This window comes from Streptomyces sp. NBC_00690, from assembly GCF_036226685.1.
Lineage (GTDB): Bacteria > Actinomycetota > Actinomycetes > Streptomycetales > Streptomycetaceae > Streptomyces.
Genome location: NZ_CP109009.1, coordinates 857,793 through 879,260, shown reverse-complemented (window position 1 = coordinate 879,260; position 21,468 = coordinate 857,793). Strand labels below are relative to the sequence as shown.

The 21,468-nt window shown below is 66.7% G+C and carries 18 protein-coding genes and 1 pseudogene; 12 read left to right on the top strand and 7 right to left on the bottom strand.

Translation table 11 applies throughout. The annotated features are described in order from the left end of the window. Positions 1-561: 561 nt before the first annotated feature. From OID54_RS03885 to OID54_RS03850, 9 genes are all read left to right on the top strand, one after another. Positions 562-759, top strand: a complete 198-nt coding sequence (locus OID54_RS03885) for a hypothetical protein (protein ID WP_329013888.1) — start codon at positions 562-564, stop codon at positions 757-759. A 487-nt stretch (positions 760-1,246) separates the two neighbouring features. Further along, entirely contained in the window at positions 1,247-3,862 is a 2,616-nt protein-coding gene (gene lanKC / locus OID54_RS03880; protein WP_329013886.1) for a class III lanthionine synthetase LanKC, read from the top strand. A 116-nt stretch (positions 3,863-3,978) separates the two neighbouring features. Then, complete coding sequence (locus OID54_RS39150; RefSeq protein WP_443055752.1) at positions 3,979-4,062, top strand: class III lanthipeptide; 84 nt, start codon at positions 3,979-3,981, stop codon at positions 4,060-4,062. Positions 4,063-4,233: 171 nt separating this feature from the next. Beyond that, positions 4,234-4,893, top strand: coding sequence for a GNAT family N-acetyltransferase (locus OID54_RS03875; RefSeq protein ID WP_329013883.1), 660 nt, complete (start codon positions 4,234-4,236; stop codon positions 4,891-4,893). Next, positions 4,890-5,936 (top strand): ATP-binding cassette domain-containing protein, encoded by a 1,047-nt coding sequence (locus OID54_RS03870; protein ID WP_329013880.1) that lies wholly within the window; start codon positions 4,890-4,892, stop codon positions 5,934-5,936. Before OID54_RS03875 ends, OID54_RS03870 begins: the two co-directional genes overlap by 4 nt. Beyond that, positions 5,933-6,697, top strand: a complete 765-nt coding sequence (locus OID54_RS03865) for an ABC transporter permease (RefSeq protein WP_329013877.1) — start codon at positions 5,933-5,935, stop codon at positions 6,695-6,697. The genes OID54_RS03870 and OID54_RS03865 overlap by 4 nt, the downstream gene beginning before the upstream one ends. Further along, complete coding sequence (locus OID54_RS03860) at positions 6,694-7,299, top strand: flavoprotein (protein ID WP_329013874.1); 606 nt, start codon at positions 6,694-6,696, stop codon at positions 7,297-7,299. Before OID54_RS03865 ends, OID54_RS03860 begins: the two co-directional genes overlap by 4 nt. An 8-nt stretch (positions 7,300-7,307) precedes the next feature. Continuing rightward, on the top strand, positions 7,308-9,389 hold the full coding sequence (locus OID54_RS03855) for a prolyl oligopeptidase family serine peptidase (RefSeq protein WP_329013871.1): 2,082 nt from the start codon (positions 7,308-7,310) through the stop codon (positions 9,387-9,389). Positions 9,390-9,399: 10 nt separating this feature from the next. Beyond that, positions 9,400-11,982: an ABC transporter permease gene (locus tag OID54_RS03850; protein ID WP_329013869.1), complete on the top strand. Its 2,583-nt coding sequence runs from the start codon at positions 9,400-9,402 to the stop codon at positions 11,980-11,982. 69 nt (positions 11,983-12,051) lie between these two features. On the opposite strand, the pseudogene OID54_RS03845 reads toward OID54_RS03850, so the two are convergent. From OID54_RS03845 to OID54_RS03835, 3 genes and pseudogenes are all read right to left on the bottom strand, one after another. Beyond that, a pseudogene (locus OID54_RS03845) lies at positions 12,052-13,191 on the bottom strand (MAB_1171c family putative transporter); the annotation flags it as partial. Further along, positions 13,188-13,628 (bottom strand): hypothetical protein, encoded by a 441-nt coding sequence (locus OID54_RS03840; protein WP_329013866.1) that lies wholly within the window; start codon positions 13,626-13,628, stop codon positions 13,188-13,190. The gene OID54_RS03840 and the pseudogene OID54_RS03845, both read right to left, overlap by 4 nt. A 176-nt stretch (positions 13,629-13,804) precedes the next feature. Then, on the bottom strand, positions 13,805-14,233 hold the full coding sequence (locus tag OID54_RS03835; RefSeq protein WP_329013863.1) for a helix-turn-helix domain-containing protein: 429 nt from the start codon (positions 14,231-14,233) through the stop codon (positions 13,805-13,807). A 270-nt stretch (positions 14,234-14,503) separates the two neighbouring features. Here OID54_RS03835 and OID54_RS03830 point away from each other — a divergent pair, with 270 nt between their 5' ends. After that, positions 14,504-15,280 (top strand): AfsR/SARP family transcriptional regulator, encoded by a 777-nt coding sequence (locus tag OID54_RS03830; protein WP_329013860.1) that lies wholly within the window; start codon positions 14,504-14,506, stop codon positions 15,278-15,280. Positions 15,281-15,886: 606 nt separating this feature from the next. Here OID54_RS03830 and OID54_RS03825 read toward each other — a convergent pair. Continuing rightward, entirely contained in the window at positions 15,887-16,546 is a 660-nt protein-coding gene (locus tag OID54_RS03825; RefSeq protein ID WP_329013858.1) for a response regulator transcription factor, read from the bottom strand. After that, positions 16,543-17,748, bottom strand: coding sequence for a sensor histidine kinase (locus OID54_RS03820; protein WP_329013855.1), 1,206 nt, complete (start codon positions 17,746-17,748; stop codon positions 16,543-16,545). The genes OID54_RS03825 and OID54_RS03820 overlap by 4 nt, the downstream gene beginning before the upstream one ends. Positions 17,749-17,880: 132 nt before the next feature. Here OID54_RS03820 and OID54_RS03815 point away from each other — a divergent pair, with 132 nt between their 5' ends. Both OID54_RS03815 and OID54_RS03810 read left to right on the top strand, forming a co-directional pair. After that, positions 17,881-18,792, top strand: coding sequence for an ABC transporter ATP-binding protein (locus OID54_RS03815; protein ID WP_329013854.1), 912 nt, complete (start codon positions 17,881-17,883; stop codon positions 18,790-18,792). Further along, the gene (locus OID54_RS03810) at positions 18,789-19,661 is read left to right on the top strand and encodes an ABC transporter permease (protein WP_329013851.1); all 873 of its coding nucleotides are present in this window, start codon (positions 18,789-18,791) and stop codon (positions 19,659-19,661) included. The genes OID54_RS03815 and OID54_RS03810 overlap by 4 nt, the downstream gene beginning before the upstream one ends. Before the next feature lie 176 nt (positions 19,662-19,837). On the opposite strand, the gene OID54_RS03805 is transcribed toward OID54_RS03810, so the two are convergent. Together OID54_RS03805 and OID54_RS03800 are read right to left on the bottom strand one after the other, a co-directional pair. Continuing rightward, positions 19,838-20,653, bottom strand: coding sequence for a MerR family transcriptional regulator (locus OID54_RS03805; RefSeq protein WP_329013848.1), 816 nt, complete (start codon positions 20,651-20,653; stop codon positions 19,838-19,840). Beyond that, the gene (locus tag OID54_RS03800) at positions 20,646-21,182 is read right to left on the bottom strand and encodes a VOC family protein (protein ID WP_329013845.1); all 537 of its coding nucleotides are present in this window, start codon (positions 21,180-21,182) and stop codon (positions 20,646-20,648) included. Before OID54_RS03800 ends, OID54_RS03805 begins: the two co-directional genes overlap by 8 nt. Positions 21,183-21,468: the final 286 nt, after the last annotated feature.

Below are 21,468 nucleotides of genomic sequence, written 5' to 3'. Positions count from 1 at the left end.
TGGCGCGCCAAAAGTGCACGCGCCCGCTGGGTGCGGCGTACGGGGTCTGTACGCCGCAACTGACGATGGCGCGGCGCTCTCGGGCAGGGCAAGCACGAGCTGGATGTTGCCATGAGCACGACATGATGCCACTCGCCCGTCAACTTGGCTTTACATGCGGCAATGTGAACGTCGTCTTGTGTGCACGATCCGAGGCCGGATCGGCTCAGTTCGAGTGCCCACAAAGCATGCAGAGCCCGCTGCTCTTGTGTGACCGTCAGGACAGGCGGTGGCAGCAGGTACCAAAAGGGATGATTCGGGCGGCCCGCCCACCCGGCGAACACTCAAGGCCGATGGTCTCCGGCGCCTGGCTTCTGACCGCATGAGTCAGAGTGATCGGGGTGCCCAGGGTGTCGCTTGGGTCCTCGCATCGAGGAGGGTGCGGGAGCGCTTCTCGCCCAGCGGGTATCCGCCCACGGCTCCCAAGCAGCGGGTGCTCTGCAGAGCACCACAGAAGAAGAGGACACTGCACCTATGACCCTACCCAAAACGCATCATTGCTCAGCCTGCTCGGACGGTGCTGTGACGGAGACAATCGTTCATGAGGACCTGGTCGTCGGAGCACCCCTGTCCATGGAAGATCTCACCGATGCAGAGCGCCTCGATCGGTTCGCTCGTAAGTACGCCCACGACGGTTGCCAGGTCAAAGAGGTCCGGCGGGTCACCCAGGACAGCTTGAGCGGCTACGCCTGGTCCGTTCGCTTCACCGAGAGCCCTTGACACATTGATCACCGGGCAGCTCCGGGAAGAGCGCCGCGAGGAGCAGCCTGGCCGATGAACATGCGCTTCGCGTAGTGGACGCCGAAGGGGAGGTCGCCGTGTGTGCTGAAGGGATGCGCGGTGGCCTCTCTGCAGGGAAGCCGATTCGAACGGGCTCTAGGGGCGCGACTGCCTGATTCGGCAGGGCAGAGGAGTTTCTGATGGTCTGCCGAATCCGTTGTGCCGCGCCTGCGGCATGTGCTTGTTCCTGGGGGCAATCGCACTCCCCTCCTCCGCCACGCGGCGAGGCGTGCAGGTGAGCCATTCGATGCCCGGTCGCCTTGAGGTTCCGATTCAGCAAGACCGCAGTTCCTGGCGCATGTTGCCCTGCCCGTATACCGGCAATATACCGTCCATAAACCCGCCTTCCATACATTGGTTGATCTGCAGGGCGGACAGTGATTGTCCGAGGTGATCGTGCGGTCCGGGCGAGAGGAGTGCGGCGGCTGTGGAGGAAGACCATCAACTGTTCGGCTGGGCGAACCTGACCTTCTATGACACTCCAAGCCGGTGGGTCGAACCAGCTACCGAATTCAAGGTGAGCAGCAAGCCGATTCCCCAGGGCTGGATTCGTACGTATGAGGACATGTGGACGGTGCTTCGACCGGCAGAGGTCTCCCCGCCGAGCCAAGGTTGGAAGATTCATCTCTCCGCCCGTATGGACAATGCACCCCAGGCGCTGGAGATTGTCTGGGAATATTGCGTCATGCGCGATCTGCCCTTCAAGTATCTGCGCGACAGCAATATGCATCTCGTGCTCAACTCGAAGTACGCACCGCGGCAGTCGAGCGGGAAGCTGGCGGCTATCTACCCTGCCGATGAGGAGCAGTGCGGGGGCATTTTGGAAGAGCTTTCACCACTCCTCCAAGCGGAGGGAGGCCAGGCAGGGTCGTATATCCTGAGCGATCTGCGCTGGGGGAAGGGGCCTCTCTTCGTACGCTACGGGGGCTTCCGGAACACACGGACGCTGAATGCGGACGGGGAACTCGTCCTGGCCTTGGTGCGACCGGACGGCGCGTTGGTGCAGGACCATCGCAAACCCGTCTTTTCGCCGCCGGGATGGGTCCAGATCCCGGAATTCCTCCGCCCTGCCCTTGAGGCTGCCCGTGAGAGCGACACTGTTGATTTCCCCTACGAAGTCAAGAAGGCAATTCACTTCTCCAATGGCGGCGGGGTGTATCTCGCGGAGCGCCGGTCGGATGGAATATCCGTCATCCTCAAAGAGGCGCGTCCGAATGCCGGGCTCGATCGACTGGGACAGGATGCGATCAGTCGACTGCGTAGAGAGCGACGTGTTCTGGAACACCTCTCCGATGTAAGTGGTGTTCCGAATGTCGACGGATATTTCACAGTGTGGGAGCATGAATTCCTGGCTATGGAACTGATGCCCGGAGACCCTTTGTTCGTCTGGGCCGGTCGATCGCATGCCCTCCTTCAGCCCGATCCCAGCGACCAGGACATCGAGAAATACACCCACGATGCTCTCGCCCTTCTGGACCGCGTGGGAGAACTACTCGAAGACATCCACCGACAGGGGATCTTCTTCGGTGACCTGCATCCCGGGAATGTCCTCGTGGATGCGGATGGCACAGTCTCGTTCATTGACTTCGAAACTGCCTTCTGGCAGGAGGAGAGCTATCGGCCGGCCATGGGAGCACAGGGTTTCGCCGCTCCCTGGTGCCGCACGGGGGAAGAGATGGACCGGTACGCGTTCGCCTCCCTCCGGCTCTGGGCCTTCCTGCCGGTCAATCGGATCTTTCCGTTGGGTCCGCGGAAGGTCGCGGAGACGGCCGCCGCGGTGGCCGAGAGATTCGCGCTGCCTACTGGGTTCACCACGGGCGTCCTGCAGGACATGGGCGTTGAGGAAGGGCGCAGTGAACACGTGCCTCCAGGGCTCCCCGCGAACCTCGTCGCTCAACGGCGGCGGGTTCTCGGCCAGCCCCTCGATGTCGATCTGGACACGGAGAGCCCGGATTGGCGTGCCGTGCGGACCTCTCTAGCGGAGGCAATCCGGTTGAGTGCCACCCCGGAGCGGATCGATCAGCTCTACCCCGGAGACGTACGGCAGTTCCGCCACGGACCGACGAGCTTCGCCTACGGCGCGGCAGGTGTTCTTTGGGCCCTTGCCGCCACCGGAGCACCGCCAAGCCTTGAGCACGAACAATGGCTGCTCGATGCCGTTTCCCGAGGGCTGCCGGAGCAGCCCGGCTTCTACACGGGCCGTCATGGAACCGCCTATGCCCTGGACAAGCTAGGTCACCACGACGTGGCCCGTGCCGTGGTCAGCGAGTCCCTGCCACTCACCGAGCACACCCACGGCATGTCGCTGTTCAGCGGGCTGTCCGGGATCGGGCTCAACCTGCTGTACTTCGAAGGGCGGTATGGAGACACGGCCGCCCGTCTCGAAGTTCGGAAGATAGCGAAACGGCTGGCGGAGTCGGTACGTTCGGGGCGAACGTCGGGCACGGAGAAGCGTGCGGGGTTGATGCACGGTTGGTCGGGTCCCGCTCTGTTCTTCCTTCGGCTCTACGAGTCCACTGGCGACAGAGAGCATCTAGCCATGGCTCGTGCCGCGCTCGACCACGATCTCGCGGAATGCGTCACTCTGGACAACGGAACCTCACAGGTCCTGGAATCGGGCCGGCGGACACTCGCCTACCTGGAGAGCGGCAGCGCGGGCATCGGGCTGGTGTCCGACGAAATCCTTGCCCACGGGGAGGACCAGCGGCTCTCAGCGACCGTGCGGGAGATCATTGCCGCCTGCCGTACGGAACTGGTCGCGGAGTCCCATCTCTTCAACGGACGCGCGGGCCTGCTCGCCACGGTCGCTCGACTGCGGCACCACGTTCCGCTCGACGACGCCGAAGCCGTGGTGCGCCGTCATCTGCGACGGTTCAGCTGGCTGGCCCTGTCCTACCGGGGTCGGCTCGCGTTCCCGGGCGACCAGAGCCTCCGGCTGTCCATGGACCTGGCCACTGGAAATGCCGGTGTCCTCCTAGGCATTGCGACCGCCTTGGAAGAGCCGAGCGAGTTTCTCCCCTTTTTCCGCCCGCAGAAGCCGTGACCCGGTCAGCGGGCACCTGATCGCGACCGCGTGGCACCGCCGCGCTGCCCAAGGCCGCGACATCAGGAGAAGGGGAGAGGAAGGGCAACCAAGGCAACACGAAAGGAGGTGACGACATGACGATTCTCGAACTGCAGGAGATGGAGACCTCGACCGAGGGCTCGGAGCTGCCGGTGAGCACCGCCAGCTGGCACTGCTGACAGCAGTGAGAAACACCTAGTGATGTGGTGTGAGAGTGGTTGCCTCATCGTCTCACGCCCCGCATGCCGGGCCCGCTGCTGTCGGCGAGGCACTGACCTCGCCCAGCGGCGGGCCCGGCGTCCACGGTACGGACTCTCAGGGTCCCGGTAGAACCCGATGGGAAGAGACTGATGGCCATCACAGGAAAGCTCGTCCGTCTGCAGCGGATGTCGGACGAGGACTACGAGCAACTGGCGAAGTGGTCTTCGGGCCAGTCGGGAGCCTACTCATCGGCCTCCGCGGAGTTTCTGTCCGGGGAAGAGCTACGGGATTTCTCCCGGCAGAGCGGACACCAGTACCTCGCGGTTGTCACGGACGAGGGTCAACTCGTCGGCGTCGCGGACTACTCCCGGGCGACCTACGCCGGGAACTACGAGATCGGCATCAACATCGGCGACCCGAAGCACTGGGGCGCAGGCTACGGAGCCGAAGCCCTGAGCCTCCTGCTCCGGCATCTGTTCCACTCCAAGAACGCCCACCGTGTGCAGGGGGTCGTCGGTCTCTACAACAAGCGGAGCGTTCGCCTCGTCGGTGAGCGGGGCTTCATCTTCGAGGGACTGCTCCGCGACTATTTCTTCCTCGACGGCGTCTACCACGACGGCGTCTCCATCTCGATGCTCCGCGACGACTACTACGCGCTGGGCCCCGAATCTCCCCTCGCCCCGCCCGAGGACATCGTGCCCGCGGAGGACAGGGCACAGGCGAAGGAGGCCACGCGCGTGCTCCTGGCCGGCCGGACCGGTGCACACCTGCGGTCCTTCCTCGAACACACACGAGACATTCGCGCATGACGGTTCCCCAGCTCGGGAGGGCCGCCCTGCAGGCCACGGGCGATCCCGGAGCGGCCATCGAGGTCCGCGCACTGCGGAAGGCATATCCGGCGCCAAGGCGACGGCGCTGGGGCAGGCAGCCGACAGGACAACCGGCAGAGGCGTTACGGGGCATCGACCTCACTGTGCCCACGGGATCGATCTTCGGCTTCCTCGGCCCGAACGGAGCGGGGAAGACCACCACGGTTCGGATCCTCGCCACACTGCTGGCGCCCGACAGCGGAAGCGCGGTCGTCGCAGGTCACGACGTGCTGTCCGAACCGGGAGAGGTCCGGCGCCGGATCGGCTATGTCAGCCAGTACGGCGGGGTCAATCCCGCGACCCGGGTCCGCGCAAACCTCCTCCTCCAGGCGCGGCTGTTCGGTCTGACCGCCCCGCAGGCAGCAGAGCGAGCCGACACCATGCTCCGGGTCTTCGGCCTCCGGGGCCTGGATGAGCGACGGACCGGGAGTTTGTCGGGCGGACAGGCCCGTCGGCTGGCGCTGGCCGTCGGACTGGTCCACGCCCCCGGACTCCTCTTCCTAGACGAGCCCACCCTGGGCCTCGACCCTCGCGCCAGATCCGGGCTGTGGCAGGAGATCAGGGCCCTCCGCGACCGTGGTTCCACTGTTTTCCTCACCAGCCACTACCTGCACGAGGCGGACAGCCTGTGCGATCAGCTGGCGATCATCGACGAGGGCCGAGTAGTGGTCTGCGGTACCCCCGAGGAACTCAAGAAGTCGCTCTCACCCGATGTCCTGCGGCTCCGACTGGAAAGCGGGCACACGGACGCCGTGCGTGTCGAGCTCACGCAACTGTCCGGAGTCCACTCCGTCCGCGCCGACGACTCCCATCTGCGGGTGTACACGGACGACGGCGAGAAGGCACTTCCTCTGGTGCTGCACACGCTCAACTCCATGGGGTGTGCGGTGGACCAAGTGGCACTGTCGCGCCCCAGCCTCGACGACGTCTTCCTGCACCACACCGGCCGTTCCCTCACAGACGGTCCAGGGGCGGCACAATGAACACTCTGCTGCCGGACACCCGAGCGCTCTACCGTTTCGCGCTGCACGAGGCGGTCAGCAACCGCACCTGGATCGTGCTCGGTCTGGGGCAACCCGTGATGTGGCTCGTGCTGTTCGGCCCGCTGGTGAGGTCGGTGACGGGCCCCGGCGTCAGCAGCGGGAACCAGTTCATGCTGTTCGTCCCCGGGCTGCTGATGATGGTCGCCCTGTTCGGCAGCACCTTCATGGGACTGACCCTCCTAGCAGACCTCCGTACCGGTGTGTTGGAGCGGTTGGCCGCCACCCCCGTCAGCCGCGTCGGGCTGCTGTCGGGATGGCTCCTGCGCGATGTCACCCTGCTCACCGCCCAGGCGCTGCTCCTCCTCGCGGTAGCCATGGCGATGGGGCTTCGCGCGCATCTCGGGGGAACGGCGATGACTCTGGTTCTGGTCGCCCTGGTCGGAGTGCTCGGTGCCAGCACCTCCTACGGCCTGGCACTCGTACTGCGCGACGAGAACACCCTGGCGAGCACGGTCAACATACTGACCATGCCGCTCACGCTGGTGAGTGGCCTTCTGCTCCCCGTCACGCTCGCTCCCGGCTGGCTGCAGGCGATGGCCAAGGTCAATCCCCTGTACTACGCCGTCGAAGCCGCCAGAAGTCTGATGGCCGGCCAATTCCATGACACCGCGATACCAGTGGGATTCGCCGTGGTCGGAGGGCTCGCGGTGCTCACAGTCTCATGGGCCGCCAGCCTGTTCCGCAAAGGAGTCGTCCGATGAACCGCCTGTCGTCCACCGACCCGGCGGGGGGCCCACCGCCCCGTGCGCCCCGTCACCTTCCTCTCGTTCACGGCAATGTCGTACTCATTGGTACGGGCGCCTTCTCCGTCGTTGAGCTTCCGGGGTGGGCCGCTCTGCTCCGTTCCTGGTACGGCTGGTCGATTCGGCCTTGTCTGACCCACTCGGCCGACCGGCTGGTGTCCCGCGAAGCACTCGCCGCGGCCGCTGGCGCGGCCGTCCGGGGCCCGCACTGGCCGACTTCGGAAGGTATGACTCCCCACCAGGAACTGGCAGCCTGGGCAGAACTGATCATCGTCGCACCGGCGACCACAAATTTCGTGGCCAAATGTGCCACCGGCATGCCGGACAGTCTCGCCGTGAGCACGGTGATGAGCTCGACCTGCCCGGTCGTGATCGCCCCGTCGGTACCCGAGGCGGCGCTGCACCGCCCATCCGTGCGAAGGAACCTGAAACTTCTGGAAGAGGAGGGTCACTACGTCGTGCCCACACAGGAAGGCATGTCCGTACACACCGGCCGTGTCGGCTCCGGTGCCATGGCCGATCTGGTGACGATCCTGCGGTTCACCGCCTCGGTGCTATGACTGAGGCCATGGCACCGCGGGACTCCGGCCGGCGATTCCCGCCCGCCCACCGGGACCCGACCGTCCACCGCGTGTTCGGAGTGTCCACACAGGACCCGTACCGCTGGCTGGAGGACTCCTCGTCGGCCGAGACCCGCACCTGGGAAGCCGCACAGGACCGGCTTTACGCAGCGGAACGACGTACCTGGCCCCACCGGTTCGGCCCACGGCTGCGCGAACTGTACGGGGCGGCCTCGGAACAGGTCCCGGCGTGGCGGGGCGACCGTCGCTTCTTTCTGCGCCACATCCCCGGCAACGAGCACGAGGTGCTGTACACCTCGGCGCCCGACGACCTGGATCGTCCCCTGCTCGACCTGGCACACCTGTCGGATGCCGACACCATCACCCTCGAAGCCTGGGAACCGTCCCCCGACGGACGTCTCGTCGCCTGCCAGTTGGCGTACAGCGGCAGCGAGAACGCCAGCCTCCGGGTCCTGGACGTCCGCACGGGCGGACTCCTGGCCGATGACGGAATCACTGGTTGCCGCTCTTCCCCGGTCGCATGGCTGCCCGACGGCCGGTCCTTCTACTACACCCGCCCCGAGTACGGTTCCGACGGCGGTACCGCGCCCGGCGCACGGCCCTGCCTTTGGTGGCACCGGGTGGGAGAACACACGCGCGAAGATGTCCTGGTGCTAGGCGGCCAGGATGACCACCGCCGGGTGTACGACGTCCGCGTCAGCCCGAACGGGCGCCTTCTCCTGGTGTCCCTGGCCGCAGGCCCGGCCCTGTCCCGCGAACTCATGCTGGCGGACCTCGGCTCGGGCCCGGCCAGCCAGCCCCGCCTCCGTACCTTCCACCCCGCCGGCCGGGCTCGTGTGCGGGCGGATGCGGGGCCCGACGGACGTCTGTACCTCCTGACCGACGAGAACGCGCCCCGGCACCGGTTGTGCGTCGCCGACCCCGAGAACCCCCGAGGGCCGTGGGAGGAACTCATCCCCGAAGACCCCTGGGCGGTGCTCGCACGCGTCGTGCCGCTCGGCGGAGGGCTGTTGCTCGCCCAGTGGGCGCGGGATGCCGTCCACACGGTCACGGTGCACCGCACGGACACCGGTGAGCTGATCCGCCGGGTGCCGCTGCCGGAGCTCGGAACCGTCAGGGGCATATCCGTACACCCCGCGAGTGAGGCCGACACGCCGGGCGAGGCGTGGATCGCCCACGCCGACATGACCTCTCCTCCTCGAATCCACCGCTACGACCCGCGCACGGGGCTGATGGTCGGCGGCACACCTCGTCCATCAGTGCGGTCGCGTACCGCCGTGACCACGCGCCACGTCCGCTACCGCAGCGAGGACGGCACATCGGTCGGGATGCTGGTCCTCGCCCAGGACACGAAGCCCGGGCGCCCCCGCCCGCTGCTGCTGACCGCGTACGGTGGGTTCGGCGTCAGCATGTCCCCGTCGTACCAACCCGACGCACTGGCTTGGGTGGAGGCAGGCGGTGTGTACGCCGTGGCTCAGGTTCGCGGAGGGGGCGAGCAGGGGCAGGCGTGGCATCGGGCGGGCACGGGTGCGGGCAAACAGAACAGCATCGACGATTTCCACGCCGCAGCGGAGTGGCTGGTCGACAACGGTTGGACGACACCAAGACAACTGGGAGCCGTGGGCGGCTCCAACGGAGGGCTGTTGGTCGCCTCGGCACTGGTCCAGCGGCCGGAGCTGTACGGTGCCGCGGTATGTTCGGCGCCGCTTCTCGACATGCTCCGGTACGAGAGGTCAGGCATGGGGCGATTGTGGAGTGCCGAGTACGGAACCGCGGACGATCCCGAACACGTTCGTTGGTTGCTCAGCTACTCTCCGTATCATAATGTGCGAGAGGAAACTTCCTATCCGGCCGTGCTGTTCGCGGTCTTCCAGGGTGACACCCGTGTAGATCCCAGTCATGCGCGGAAGATGTGCGGAGCCCTGCAACATGCGAACCGCTCGGGCAGGCCAGTGCTCTTGCGCCGGGAAGCGGGCTCGGGACACGGCAAGCGATCGACGAGCCGGGCAGCCGCTCTGGGATCGGATGTCCTCGCGTTTCTCGGTGGTCAGCTGGGGCTGAAAGGTTGACGGCATCACCATGGCATTAATCGCATGGCGCACCGTACGCGGTCGCCTGCCGGGACTTGTCGGCGCGTTCGCGGGCGTCCTCCTGGGAGTAGTGCTCACCACGGTGTGGGGGGTGTACTTCGAATCGAGCCTGAGAATGAAGGCGTTACCCGAGCGGTTCGCAGCAGCCGATGTCGTGGTGGACGGTGACCCCTGGGTCAAGGAGAAACAGCCCGGCGGGCGGTCGATCCAAGCTGTTCTGCCGGAGGAACGGCCACTGCCGCAAGGACTCGCCGATCAAGTACGGCGTGTGCCAGGAGTGCTCGGCGTCGTCGAGGACCGGCCGCTGTACGCACAACTCGTCGGAGTCGACGGTGTCGCTGTCGGCGGCCCGAACGGCGGACCCTCTCGGGGGCACGCCTGGAGTGCGGCGTCGACAACTCCGTTCCGGCTGGTGTCCGGGCAGCCACCGCGCCGCGACGGCGATGTGGTGGTCGACCGCCGCACCGCTGCACGGACGGAGTTGGAACCCGGTTCGACAGTGCGCGTGCTGACGGTGAGCGGCGCCCGCACCTACCGTGTCGTGGGATTCGTCGAGCCTGCGGGGAGCCCGGGCCGTCGCGGCGAGCGTCCACGCGAGGCATCGTTGTTCTTCACCGACCGGGAGGCGGCGGAGCTAAGTCGTTCCGCGGGGGTCTTGCCCGGCCCGTCCGCCATCGCCGTCACCACGCGTCCTGGAGTCTCCCCGCGGCAACTCGCCCTGCGGATCGAGGAACGCGTCGGAGCCGCCGGTGTGCGCGTACTGCACGGTGGTGACCGAGCCGAGGCGGAGAATCGAGAGACCGTCGCGGGGCGGGACTTCGCACTCGCCATCTCCGCGTCGTTCGGGTTGCTGGCTGCGGTGTTCACCATGGTCATCGTGTCCGGGCCGTTCAGCATCTCCGTACAGCAGCGACGGCGTGAAATCGCGCTGCTGCGCGCTGTCGGCGCGTCCCGTGGCACGGTCCGCGGCATGGTGTGCGGGGAGGCGTTGATCCTGGCGAGTGTCGGAACCCTGCTGGGCGGCCCGCTCGGTCTTCTCCTGGCGGAACCGATGCGTGAGGTCCTCGTATCCGCGGGGATTCTCCCCGCCCAACTCTCTCTGTCCCGAAGCCTCCTGCCACTCCTTGCCGCGGCGATCCTCAGTCTCATCGGGGTGCAGGCGGCGGCGCTCATGGCGGTCCGTAGGGCGAGTCGGATCCGTCCCGTGGAAGCTCTGCGTGAAGCGGACGCGCCACCGCAGGGCGTCTCCGGCTGGCGTACTCTCGGCGGGGTCCTGGTCCTGGTCGTGGGCGTGGTGCTCACCCTGCGGAACCAGAGCGAGGGTGACGTCATCCGGACCTTGGCGTACGTGGCTGTGCTGCTGCTGGGGTTCGCGCTGCTCGGGCCGGTGGTGGTGCGACTGGGGATGGGTCTGATCGGTTCCGCCATGACGCGTGTGGGCGGGATCGCCGGCCATCTGACCCACCGGGCGTTCCGTGCTGAGACGCGCAGACTTGCCGGCGCGGTGGTTCCCCTCACCCTGGTCTCCGGCTTCGCCTGCACGGTGCTCTTCACCGGGACCACGCTGGAGAGGGAGAGCGCACAGCAGGCCACCGCACGTTTGACCGAGGTCGACCGGGTACTGGTGGCCAACGGTGCCGACGGTCTCCCGCCAGGCATCGCCGACCGCGCACGTGACTTTCCCGGAGTGCGGGCCGTTGCCCCCATGGTATCGACACGGTTCGTCGTGAGGCGGAAGAGCCCGATCGGCGATGTGCTGGAGACCGTCTCTGCGAAGGGGCTGCAACCCGATGCCACGGCTGCGACACTTGACCTGGCCGTTCGTGACGGCCGTCTGACGGATCTCCGCGGTAACTCCGTGGCCATCTCCACGAATCTGGCACACCGGCTGGGCTGGCGGCTCGGTGAGCACGTGCCGATCGTCCTCGGGGACGGCAACGCGGTGCGGTTGCGTGTCGTCGCGTCCTTCGACCGATCGGACGGTTTCGCGGATCTCCTCGTACCGCGTGACCTCGCGCTGAGACACGTGACCCTCGGGCTTGATACGGAGGTGTACTTGGCCGCGCGCACGAGCGACGGGTTGGCGAGCGTCGACGCGCTGCTGAGTCGTGTACGCACCGACTTTCCCACGGTCCGCGTGTTGGAGCGGCACCAGGCGGTGGCACGCGTCGAGGCGGTGTCCGCCGCGGATTCCAGGAGCCGCTACCTGCTGCTGGGCACCCTTCTCGCCTTCAGTGCGGCGGCGACGGCCACCGCACTGACCATGGCCGCGGTGCAGCGAAAGAAGGATCTCATGCTGCTGCGCACGCTCGGAGCGGACCGTCGTCTGCTGGCTCGTATCGTCGTGTGGGAGTGGATCGCCGTCTCCGGACTCGCTCTTTTGGCGGGCGCCGCTGCCGCCTCCCTACCCCTGGCGACCTTCAGCCACGGACTAACCGGTTCCGCGTTGCCGTCCCTTCCCGTTCCGCTGCTCGGTGGCACCGCGGTGGGCATCGCCCTCCTTGCGCTCGTTGCCAACCTGGTGCCCGTCGCGCTCGCTCTGCGGACTCCTCCACTGAACAAGGCGGTCTGACAGGGGGCCCTCCCCGTAGCGGCGAAGCGCGTTACTCGAGTTTGAGCTTTCGAGCTGTCGAAAGACGCGTGAGACCTGTGTGAGCCATTGGACTTCGCCGACAAGGTCGCTCCGCGCGGCTATGGGTGTCTTCTGGCTCAGCGGGTCGCTGATCGCCGGAGCCCCCGGCCGTCGCGCACGCAATCCGGCCAGGAGGGTCGCCGCCTCTTGAGCGGCGGAAGCCCCGCTCCCTGCTTCGGGGAACGCTGGCCCGTCCGATACAGGCCGAGCGACGTGACGGCGCAGCGCCAATTGACCGTCGCGGATCTCGATGGCGCGACGGTACAGGCGGTACTCAAGACCCCGCCGTGGAATGAGGTCCACGAGGCGGGACCGCGGCGGCTCCAGGGCGATCTCCGGTGTTGACCGGTATAGAGCGCACCACAGTGGCCGCAGACGCTGGTAGGAACAGTAGGCGATGAGACATCGATGGCAGCCTCTGAGCTTCGGTCCCCAGCAAGGCACTGTCCAGCCGAAGATCTGCAGAAGCGGCCCGAGACTGCCAGCGATCCACCAATGCGAATCCCACATGTTCGTTGCCCCGAGCCAGGTGCCGAACGCTGTGGCGCCGCGCGTGACGCAGTAGCAGACGATGATGACGGACCCCGCCGTCACCGCCCACATGCCCCGAATCAGCCAGGGACGGTTGGCGATCTTTGTATAGCGCAGACAGCAACGGGCCGTTTCGAACTGCCCCACCGCGTACAGCGCGAGGTGCACCAGGAGGTACCCCGCGTACCGGGGGTCGCGCATGTTCAAGAGGATGTCGCTGTCACCGGTCACCTCGTGCTTCGGCAGTCCCAGGTGAACACAGAAGGCCGTCAGCGCGATGAGCGGCACGCCGTAGCCGACGATCCGCCGCCAAGCTTTGCGAGTGGCCTGTTCGGGTGGATCGGACAAGTGCACCAGCACTACCTGCTGGGCGGTAGTGACCACGATCATCAGCAGGGGCACCAGCATGACGGCGGCCCCGGACATGCTGAGGAATCGGTCGGCCAATGAACGGAACGGCTCCACCACCACCATGAAGCCCAGGCTTGTGGCCATGAAGCAGACACAGAGCGCGATGCGGGCGGGTCTTCTTCGACCGCTCATCAGGCCGGGCGCCTTGTACAGGAACGCCGCCAGCCCTCCGATGACACAGCCCCAGGCGAGCAGCTGATGAATCACCTCGCGATACCACCGTCGCGCGGTGGCGAGGGCTCTCCTTCCTTCGCCTCGTCCAGAGTGCCGAGCCCGATCACCCCTTCGATGCGGGCCAGAGTCTCCACATCCTCCGGGGGAGGCCCCCAGGAGAGCTCGGTCGTACGGTGCTGGGCTCGCAACAGGAGCAATGAAGCCATGATCTCCGCCTCCTGTTCGGCGTCCTGGGTGTATCCGCAACGCAGCAGCATGCCCTGGACGAGGTCCGGGTCGAGGTTCGGAAACAGCTCGGCCAGGCCGCTGTCGCCCTGACCGCCGGCCCGGTGGTCGCAGAGTATGTGCGATAACTCGTGGGCGATGATGTGCGATTGGTGGGCCACGCTGGTGTGCTTCTCGTAGGCGATGTAGTCCGCCTCCTTCAGGGAGACCCAGATTCCGTACACCCTCGCTCGATGCAGTTCCATCGGCAGCAAGTGGATGGGACGGCCTCGTGACTCGCCCAGATGGGTACACAAGCCGTCTATGTCTAGAAGCTCAGGGATGTTCAATTCAGCCAGGTAATACTCACATTGGCGCCGTAGCTCTTTGAGTCGACGTCTGCGTATCCGACCATCGACGGGACAGCCAGGAATCGCACGCATCAGTCGTCCTCCACCGGGGGAAGTCCCTGTAGTTTGCGTATCTGATCGAGAACCGTAGCGATCGAGTGCAGGCTTTCCTGCGGGAGTCCCACCGCTCGTAGCGCGAAGGCACGCACGCCCGCCTGGTTCATGGCGCTCAGAACGGCCAGTTGACTGTTGACGCTCTCGGCATAGCCGGGATCGACGAAGTAGGCGGGTGACACGCCGAAGAACTCGGCCAGCGCCGCCTGTAGTTCCGGTGAAGGGCGGACGCGTCGCCCCGTGCGTAGCGCCGAGAGATACGCGCCGCTGACCCGCATCCCGGGATGTGACTCCTTGATGCGTGCCGCGACCTCGTCGTTCGTCCAGTTGCGCCCTTCCGGGCGACTGGTGCGGAACAAGCTGTCCAGCCGCTCGGAGAGTGGTGCGTCCCGCTGTTCCTCCGCCATCGGCGCCCCTCATCAATCCATCGGATCCTACGGTCAGGTGAGCAGATTGGCTCCAGCTCGTCTACTGGTTGACTGATGCGCAGGCCAACTGTAACTATTTCCAGGGGAATTCACATAGACGTAGTACAGCCTCATATCTTCGGCCAGCTTTGGCTGAATCCGCATCTGCCGGCGACGGTCGGCGCACGCGATCCCAACGCCGGGCTCCCGGCGGGGTGTCCGCAACGGGGGCATGAGCGTTCCATCCTTTTGATCACAAAGGGAGACCTCATGGAGATCAAGATCTTGGGTCCCATATCGCTCACCTGTGAAAAGGAGACCATCAGGATAAGATCGTTCAAACAACGAACCATCCTTGCGCTCCTGGCATGTAGCAATGGCGCGGTGGTTTCGGTGGACCGACTCATGGACGCGTTGTGGCAAGGCGCCTCGCCGCCCAGTGCGGGGAAGAACCTACAGGTCTACATCTGGCACTTACGGAGGCTTCTTGAAAGCCACGGCGCCTTGGACCGAATCCGCTACGCGCCTCCGGGGTACCAGCTCATGCTGCGACCGGGCGAACTGGATCTCGTGCTGTTTCAGCAGCACGCCCAGGAGGCCCGGAGAGCAGGTGATCGCGGAGATCACCAGCAGGCCGCCGAGTACTTCCGCAAGGCCCTTTCCATCTGGCAGGGCGAGGCACTTGCCGACGTCCTGTCCATCCCCGCCCTCTATGCGGAATCCGTTCACTTGGATGAACTCCGGCTGACGGTGCTGGAGGAGTACCTTGCGGCCGAGCTGGCTCTGGGGGAGTACGCACGAGTGATCAGCGAGGTCACCGCCCCCATTCGCGCGCACCCATTCCGCGAGCAACTGCGGATGAAACAGATGCTTGCCCTCTATCTCTCGGGCCGGCAGAGCGACGCGCTCGCTGCCTACAACACCCTTCACCGCGAGCTCGGACAGGAACTCGGCCTAGAACCCTCCGCGCCCCTTCAAGAGCTCCAGCGGCTCGTCCTTCACCGGTCCCCGCTACTGAACTCTGCCCTCCTGTCGCATCTGCGGTGAGCGTTGTCAGGATCAACAGGCCGAGAGTGTGGCCCCGTTGCCCGACATCGCCCTGATGGGGGACTTCGATGTCGAGAGCGCGCCGAAGCGGCCGGGTGCGGGCATCGTCCAGTACGGCTGCAGCGGCGACCCCAACCAGGGAGGTTCGGCCTCCGCGAGAACTATGGGGCCGTCTTCGAAGATCACCTGGGCAGATCACGGTGGCGTGGTACGTCGATATGAACTCACCGATAGCGAGTGAGACGTACTCGCTCCGCTGATACCCCGGGCTGCAACGGCGGCCTTGCGCAGAGGCCGCGGGCTGCAGGCCGAGCGCATCGAAACCACCTTGGATGGAGATCACGTTGCAGTGGGTCCAGGGGCCGGTCGTCGACGACCATGGCGGTCGCTGACGTCGAACGGAGCTTCCCCCCCGCGATGGCTGTGAAGCCGAGGCCGGGGATGACGGTGGTGGCGCGGCCCTACCGCTCCGTGTTGAGATGGTCGGCGGCGCAGGGGCAGGCCCGTTCTGGGAGCAGCGGCCGAAGCGCAGCAGTGCGTGTGACTGGCCACGCTGCCCTTCTTGGCTGGTGGGTCAGTGGCCCGTGGTTGTACGGGTCGGCGTCCCTATCCCTGCGGTGTGGTCACCAGCCTCAATTCGTACGCCGTGATGACCAGTTGCACTCTGTCCCGGGCGTCCAGCTTCGTCAGCAGCCTGCTCACATGGGCCTTGGCCGTGGCCATGCTGATGTGTAGTTGCGAGGCGATCTCTGCGTTGGACAGTCCCCGGCCGACCAGGGTGAGCACCTCCCGCTCTCGGGGGGTGATGCCCTCCACCGGTCGCGGTGGCGGAGCAACTGCCGGGCGGGCTGCGAACTCCGCGATCAGGCGGCGTGTCACGCTCGGCGCGATGAGGGCGTCGCCCGCGGCGACGATCTCGATCGCGGTGAGGATCTGGTCCATGTCCATGTCTTTGACGAGGAAGCCGCTCGCCCCGGCTCGGAGCGCGCCATAGACGTACTCGTCGTCGTCGAACGTGGTGAGGATGAGGACCTTCGGTGGTGTGCCGGGGCTCGCGGTGATCCGCCGCGTGGCCTCGACACCGTCCATGCAGGGCATCCGAATGTCCATCATCACCACATCCGGCGCCAGCTGGTCCGCAAGCCGTACCGCCTCCTCGCCGTTCGCCGCCTCGCCCACCACCTCCAGCCCGAGGCGGTCGGCGATCAGCACCCGCAGCCCGTGCCGGACCAGCGGCTGGTCGTCGGTGAGCAGCACCCGGGTCATGTGACCGCCGCTGGCACCGGGAGCCGTGCTGCCACGCGGAAGCCGCCTTCGGGGCGCGGCCCGGCCGTGAAGTCGCCCTGCAGCAGCGCCGCTCGCTCCCGCATACCGGTCTGCCCGTAGCCTGCGGCGCCGGGCAGACCGGACAGGCCACAGCCCTCGTCGGTGATCTCGATGGACAGGTCGTCCTCCCGGCAGTCGACGGTCACCCGGCAGGCGTCGGCGCCCGAGTGGCGGACCACGTTGGTGATCGCCTCTTGGATGATGCGGTACGCGGACAGTTCGATCTCCGGCGGCAGCGGGCGCCGTTCGCCTCGCCAGTCGATGTCCACCCGCACGCCCGCGTCCTGGGTTCGCTGCACCAACGCACCGAGATCGGCGAGCGCCGGTACCGGGCCGAGCGGAGCGCCGTCTCCCGGGTCCGCCTCCCGCAACGCGCCGAGCATCCGACGCAGGCCCGCCAGGGTGTCGCGGCTGGTGTCCTCAATGGCAGCGAGGGCGTTGCGGGCCTCCGACGGCTGGGTGTCGATGACGCGCCGTCCCATCCCGGCCTGGATGGCGATGACACCGATGCTGTGCGCCACCATGTCGTGCAGCTCCCGAGCGATCCGCAGCCGCTCCGCGGTGACGGCCTGTTCGGCGACCCGGGCCCGCAGCGTAGCCGTGTGCTGGCGGCGTTCGCGGGCCGAGTAGCCGACCGTCCAGGCGGTGACCATCATCAGCGCCAGGAAGGCCGAGGCGGTGAGGAATGACGAGGTGCCCTCCCGGTGGTAGCTGGCGCCCCCGATCTGCATGCCGAGCGCCGCCAGTGCGGCGACCGTCGCCGTTAGCCGCGACCTGGTGGCGGCGATCCATCCGACGATGAGATCGGTGAGCACCGCCTGGAGATAGGCGATCTGCCATGCCTGCGTGTGCGCGGGCGGCACGATGCCCATGGCTCCCTGCCCTGCGGCCATGGCCGAGTCCGCCGACACGGTCGCGGCGAAGGAGGCGGTGAGCAGCAGCACCAGGGCGGGCAGCGGCCGACGCAGCACCAGAGGCAGCAGCAGTACGGAGGGCGACAGGGCCAGCAGCAGGCGCATTCCGGTCAGTTCGCGGCCGGTGTTCAGCACGACGACGTACAGCAAGACGACGTAGGCTATGCCTGAGCACCAGGTCAGGATCTCGACGAGGAGCGACCGCAGAGTATCCAGCGGGGCTTTCATGCGCCGATCATAGGCACCCCGTCCGCACCCCGGAATTGGCCCATGGGCGTACGCCTGGAGGCTACTTGGATGTTCCGATTGTGGTCGACGGTCCGACGCCCGAGCCGAATCCGCTCCGGCAGCGTGGAGACCATGATCGAAGCAACCGAACTCACCAAGCGATATGGCAAGACCACCGCCGTCGACCGCCTGTCGTTCACCGTGCGCCCGGGCGTGGTCACCGGGTTCCTCGGCCCGAACGGTGCCGGCAAGACCACCACGCTGCGGATGGTTCTCGGGCTGAACCAGCCCACTGACGGCACCGTCACCGTCGACGGGCAGCCGTTCGGCGACCATCCCCGTGGCCTGCGGCATGTCGGCGCTCTCCTCGACGCCCATGACGTCCACGGTGGTTCCACCGCCCGCGCCCATCTGACTGCACTGGCGGCCGGCAACGGGCTGTCACGCCGACGGGTCGCGGAGGTGCTGGCGGAGGTGGGCATGGCCGACGCGGCAGGCCGCAGGATCGGCGGCTTCTCATTGGGGATGAAACAGCGGCTCGGTATCGCCGCCGCTCTGCTCGGCGATCCACCCGTACTGCTCTTCGACGAGCCGCTCAACGGCCTCGACCCGGAAGGGGTGCGCTGGGTGCGGAACCTCTTCAGGCAATTGGCGGACGAAGGGCGCACCGTGCTCGTCTCCAGCCATCTGATGGGGGAGATGGAGCAGACCGCCGAGGACCTGATCGTCATCGGCCGCGGCAGGCTGATCGCAGCGGAGAGCCTGCGGGACTTCGCTGCCCGCAGTACGCAGCTCGGGGTGAGCGTCCGTACGCCCGACGCGGAGATCCTGTCCGGTGTGTTGGCTGACGCGGGGGCGATGGTACGGGTGGAGCTCGACGGGGTGTACACGGTGACCGGTCTGCCCGCTGAGCGCATCGGCGAGCTCGCTTTCGCGCATGGGGTACGGCTGCACGAGCTCAGCCCGCACTCGGCCTCTTTGGAGGAGGCGTTCATGGAACTCACCGCGGAGAGCGTCGAATACTCCGCAGGAGCTGCCCGATGACCCCCGTGCTCGGCGAGGCGCCTGCCCGTCTCCCGGTCCGGGGGGTACCCGCCCGGTTCCGTCATCTCCTCGCCGCAGAGTGGATCAAAATCTGGTCGCTGCACTCCACTTACTGGGTGCTCGGCGTCGGTGCGCTGGCCGTGGTCGGCATCAATGTGAACTCCGCCGCGTCCAACGCGGACCGGCTGGCCCACCAGACACTGCGGCCACCGGAGCGGCCTGGGTTTTCGGACCGTCTGTTCTTGTTCGATCCACTCGCCACGGCGTTCGTCGATCCCGCCTGGCAGCTGTTCATGATCATCGCTGCCACGGTGGGGGCGATCGCGGTCTTCGGTGAGTACTCCAGCGGGCTGATCCGTACGACCTTCGCCGCCGTCCCCGACCGGCAGGCGGTGATCGCCGCCAAGGTGACCGTGGTGTCGATGGTCATGTTGGCGCTCGGTGTGATCGTCGCCGGCACCTCCTTCGGCGTCACCCAGATGCTGCTGCGTGATCATGGCGGACTGTCACTGGGCGACCCGGGCGCACTGCGCGCCGTGGCCGCAGCCGCGCTGCTCGCACCGCTGTGTGCGCTGGTCGGTATGGCGGTGGGTGCGGCCGTCCGGCACGCCGCGGGCTCCGTCGTCACTGTCATTGCCCTGTTGCTGCTGGTACCGGCGCTCTTCCGGGGCGAGCGCTTCCGCTGGGTGAAGGAGATCGGGAACGCCATGCCACTCAGCGCCTGGGAGCGGCTGGTGATGAACCCGGCGAGGGTGCACGACTTGGGCAAGTATCCGCTGACCGTCACCGAGGCGTGGATCGTGTACGGCGCGTGGGTCACCGCGGCGATAGCCACCGCGGTACTCGTGGTACGACGCCGGGACGTGTGAGCGCGGGCCGTGCGTCCCCTGTGGGCCTACCTGTCGACCCCTCATCAGCCCCGATGCCGCCGTTCTGTCGCAGGGGTCGTGAGGGTGTTGGACGTGATGTGTCTACGACCCGCGGTGGCATCGCCGGTGCGTGTGCTGGCTAGCCAAGATCGATCTGAGCGGCGCTTTCTATGCCGCTACGACGGAGACCCCTGCCAGGTGGCGGTGTGGGGGTCGATGCGGTGGGTACGGGCGCTGGCGTCGATGATTTGACGGAGCCATGTGGCGAGGCCGGCGCGGATGCTGTCGTAGTGGGCGGCGAATCCCGGGTCGGCCTCATACATGCGGCCGAGACAGACCTGCATCTGTCGGGTGAGGGGAAAGTACGAAGCAAAGACTTCGCGGTGCCGCTCGACCAGTTGATTCGCTTCTGGGCTGCCAGGTGTGACGCCTGCATCCATCGCATCCCCGAGGGCGCGGTCGAGGCCGGCGATGTCGTCGGCTATGGCCTGCCATTCCTCTGGAGTGCGAGAGGCCGAGCGTTCGGCGTACTGCCGCCATTGCGTTGTGTCTCCGTAGCGCTGACGGGCTTGGGCCGGCCCGTTCGGGTTCCAGTGGGGGCCGAAGACCGCGGCCTGCTGCTCGACGCTCAGCAGCGGGCCGCGCTCGTGGGCGTCGATCATCCGGTCCAGTCCGGAGCTGAGTTGCTGGAGGCGGTCGATCCGTTCAGCGACCTGGGTGCGTTGCGCGCGCAATGCGCCGGGCACGTCTGTGGTCGAGTCGTCGAGGACGGCCCGGATCCTGTCCAGGCCGAGACCGAGCTCACGGTAGACGACGATGCGGTGCAGGCGTTCCAGATCACCAGGGGTGTAGAGCCGGTATCCGGCGGTTGTGCGCAGCGATGGTCGCGCCAGACCGATCTCGTCCCAGTGGTGCAGCGCGCGGACCGTCACGTCCAGACATGTCGAGACCTGACCGACGGTCAGGCCATCGGCGTCCATGGTGTCAGGCATGCTCCTCATGGTCGCCGTGACTGTCGACGGGTGGGGTGATCCCGATGGCTTCAAGGTTCCGCGCCTCCTGGCTGGTCGGATCGAAGGGCTTCGCCGCGGTGAAGACGACCCGTGCGTTCTCGGGGGTGATCACCTCCACATCGCGGGTGTTCCACGGAGTGTCCCGCGGGCCGTCGACCGAGTTCGGGCGCAACCGACGACATGCCTCGGCAAGGGGGTCGACCTGGCTGAGTACGCCCGAGAAGCTGAAGCTCATCGCCGGTGGCTGCTCGGGCATGCTCGCCGCCGAGACGAGCAGTACGTCCTGGAACGCCCACCGGCGCAGATGCACCATTGTGTCGGGGATGCTGAACAGCTCGAAGAACCCGAGCCCACGAATCCAGAAGTCCACCGATGCCGCCAGATCGCTCGTGGGGATCGTCACGAACGCGGGCATCCCGTAGATGCCGCGGAACGGCTCCGGCGGAACCGCATCCGGGCCGGGAGCAGGTACGGGACTCATCTCGAATGCGTTGTAGTAGTCACTCATGCACCCCACCCTCAAGCCTCACCCAACGTGAGGGTCAAGTCGGGACCGTGAATCTTGACCCATCCCAACGATCCGACCGGCGTTGTGACTGCGTACAGCTGAGCGGTAAGGCAGCTTCCGAAAACCGCTGTCCCGTCCAACCCCGCCCGCGACCAAGCCCATTTCAACTCGGCTGTCGAGCACGGTCCGTCCCTTGAGCCGACAAACGGATTTCCGTGGGAGGCTGGTTGGCATGGGCGGGGCGTCGGACGATGAGTTCTCCGGGGAGTTTCTGGCCGCGTTGCAG

Coding starts and splice junctions, on each gene's coding strand:
- OID54_RS39150 (WP_443055752.1), top strand. CDS start 3,979: ATGACGATTCTCGAACTGCAGGAGATGGAGACCTCGACCGAGGGCTCG.
- OID54_RS03875 (WP_329013883.1), top strand. CDS start 4,234: ATGGCCATCACAGGAAAGCTCGTCCGTCTGCAGCGGATGTCGGACGAG.
- OID54_RS03870 (WP_329013880.1), top strand. CDS start 4,890: ATGACGGTTCCCCAGCTCGGGAGGGCCGCCCTGCAGGCCACGGGCGAT.
- OID54_RS03865 (WP_329013877.1), top strand. CDS start 5,933: ATGAACACTCTGCTGCCGGACACCCGAGCGCTCTACCGTTTCGCGCTG.
- OID54_RS03860 (WP_329013874.1), top strand. CDS start 6,694: ATGAACCGCCTGTCGTCCACCGACCCGGCGGGGGGCCCACCGCCCCGT.
- OID54_RS03855 (WP_329013871.1), top strand. CDS start 7,308: ATGGCACCGCGGGACTCCGGCCGGCGATTCCCGCCCGCCCACCGGGAC.
- OID54_RS03850 (WP_329013869.1), top strand. CDS start 9,400: ATGGCATTAATCGCATGGCGCACCGTACGCGGTCGCCTGCCGGGACTT.
- OID54_RS03840 (WP_329013866.1), bottom strand. CDS start 13,628: ATGGAACTGCATCGAGCGAGGGTGTACGGAATCTGGGTCTCCCTGAAG.
- OID54_RS03835 (WP_329013863.1), bottom strand. CDS start 14,233: ATGGCGGAGGAACAGCGGGACGCACCACTCTCCGAGCGGCTGGACAGC.
- OID54_RS03830 (WP_329013860.1), top strand. CDS start 14,504: ATGGAGATCAAGATCTTGGGTCCCATATCGCTCACCTGTGAAAAGGAG.
- OID54_RS03825 (WP_329013858.1), bottom strand. CDS start 16,546: ATGACCCGGGTGCTGCTCACCGACGACCAGCCGCTGGTCCGGCACGGG.
- OID54_RS03820 (WP_329013855.1), bottom strand. CDS start 17,748: ATGAAAGCCCCGCTGGATACTCTGCGGTCGCTCCTCGTCGAGATCCTG.
- OID54_RS03815 (WP_329013854.1), top strand. CDS start 17,881: ATGATCGAAGCAACCGAACTCACCAAGCGATATGGCAAGACCACCGCC.
- OID54_RS03810 (WP_329013851.1), top strand. CDS start 18,789: ATGACCCCCGTGCTCGGCGAGGCGCCTGCCCGTCTCCCGGTCCGGGGG.
- OID54_RS03805 (WP_329013848.1), bottom strand. CDS start 20,653: ATGCCTGACACCATGGACGCCGATGGCCTGACCGTCGGTCAGGTCTCG.
- OID54_RS03800 (WP_329013845.1), bottom strand. CDS start 21,182: ATGAGTGACTACTACAACGCATTCGAGATGAGTCCCGTACCTGCTCCC.